Raw genomic sequence first — 1141 nt, 5'->3', positions numbered from 1 at the left:
TGCTGCGGACGAACGGGATCGAGGTCACGGCGCTGCATAATCATATGCTAAACGACGAGCCGCGGCTGTTCTTCATGCACTTCTGGGCCAACGACGACGCAGCCAAGCTCGCCCGTGGGCTGCGCGCGGCGCTCGACAGGATGAACAATCAGAGGAGTTGAACTCGGACGACGGCTCATTGGGCCGTAACCGCCGCCCGCCCGACCCCACGGCCCTTATGCAGGAAGTGGAATGGAACATGGCTAGCAAACGAACTCTCACTGTTGTCGCAGGCGTGGGCGCGGCCGCGCTGGCGATCGCGGGCGTGGCGATCGCGCAAAACCACGAGGCGAACGAAAACCGGATAATCGGCAAGCACAGCGAACGAGACATCCCGCTTGCTCAGGTGCCCGAGGCCGCGATGAACGCGGCACGCGCGCAACTCGCGTCAATAAGCAAAGCGGAGCAAGTCACCCGAAAGGCGGACGGAAGCACGCTCTATGAAATCAAGGGCAAGAACAGCGACGGAAAGACGATCGAACTGTTCGTCACGCCCGAAGGCCAGGTGCTCGGCCGCGAATGATGGATCAGCACGGGGCGCCGGCCGTCGAGGGCCGTGCGCCCCTTCCGAAATGATACTGCGGAATAGGAGACGAAAATGCGGCCAAGGCGATGGATATTGTTATGCGCCGCTTTGGCCGCCCTGCCTGATAGTGCGATCGGCCAAACCGAACCCGCGTCGGCGACGGGCTCGGCGTTGTTCGTAAGCTGTCAAGCGAATGAGCCGCGATGCGGCGCTTACCTCCAAGGCGTGCTCGACATGATGATCGTCGCGCGAAAAGCGGAATGCCGCGCTCCACGCTATGACCGATCGGCGCTGCGCGCGGCATATTTACGCTGGGCGGAGCAGAATAGCTATTTTATGAGTGTTCATATGGTGGCCGGAGCTGAACGCTCGTTAGCGAAGGCTTGGCCATGTCAGTAGCATCGTACCCCGCGGCGTAGCCTGCCCGGCGGCTGCCTTTGAGGGCAGGCGGAGCGTCCGCCTGGCGGTGAATTCCGCCAGCTCAACGATCCCATGTCGCGCCTCAAGCTCGCTAATTAGCCGATGTTCGCATTATGTCTGCCAAATCGTTGTCTGGCGCACAAACCTTGAGGTGAC

3 protein-coding genes are annotated in these 1141 nt (G+C 61.4%); all 3 read left to right on the top strand.

Translation table 11 applies throughout. From position 1 onward, the window contains the following. The first annotated feature begins 2 nt into the window (after positions 1-2). Positions 3-161, top strand: a complete 159-nt coding sequence (locus tag FE851_RS25855; RefSeq protein WP_261371197.1) for a DUF1259 domain-containing protein — start codon at positions 3-5, stop codon at positions 159-161. Next, on the top strand, positions 158-562 hold the full coding sequence (locus tag FE851_RS25850; RefSeq protein ID WP_228165648.1) for a PepSY domain-containing protein: 405 nt from the start codon (positions 158-160) through the stop codon (positions 560-562). The genes FE851_RS25855 and FE851_RS25850 overlap by 4 nt, the downstream gene beginning before the upstream one ends. Positions 563-637: 75 nt before the next feature. After that, positions 638-964 (top strand): Rap1a/Tai family immunity protein, encoded by a 327-nt coding sequence (locus tag FE851_RS27435; protein ID WP_223178489.1) that lies wholly within the window; start codon positions 638-640, stop codon positions 962-964. Positions 965-1141 lie beyond the last annotated feature (177 nt).

This window comes from Sphingobium sp. B2 (genome assembly GCF_007693735.1).
Classification (GTDB): Bacteria; Pseudomonadota; Alphaproteobacteria; order Sphingomonadales; family Sphingomonadaceae; genus Sphingobium; species Sphingobium xenophagum.
The sequence above is the reverse complement of the archived record's forward strand: the minus strand, read 5'-3'. Positions and strand labels throughout refer to the sequence as shown.

Bases quoted from the DNA above. Each gene is read 5' to 3' on its own strand.
- FE851_RS27435 (WP_223178489.1), top strand. From the start codon at position 638: ATGCGGCCAAGGCGATGGATATTGTTATGCGCCGCTTTGGCCGCCCTG.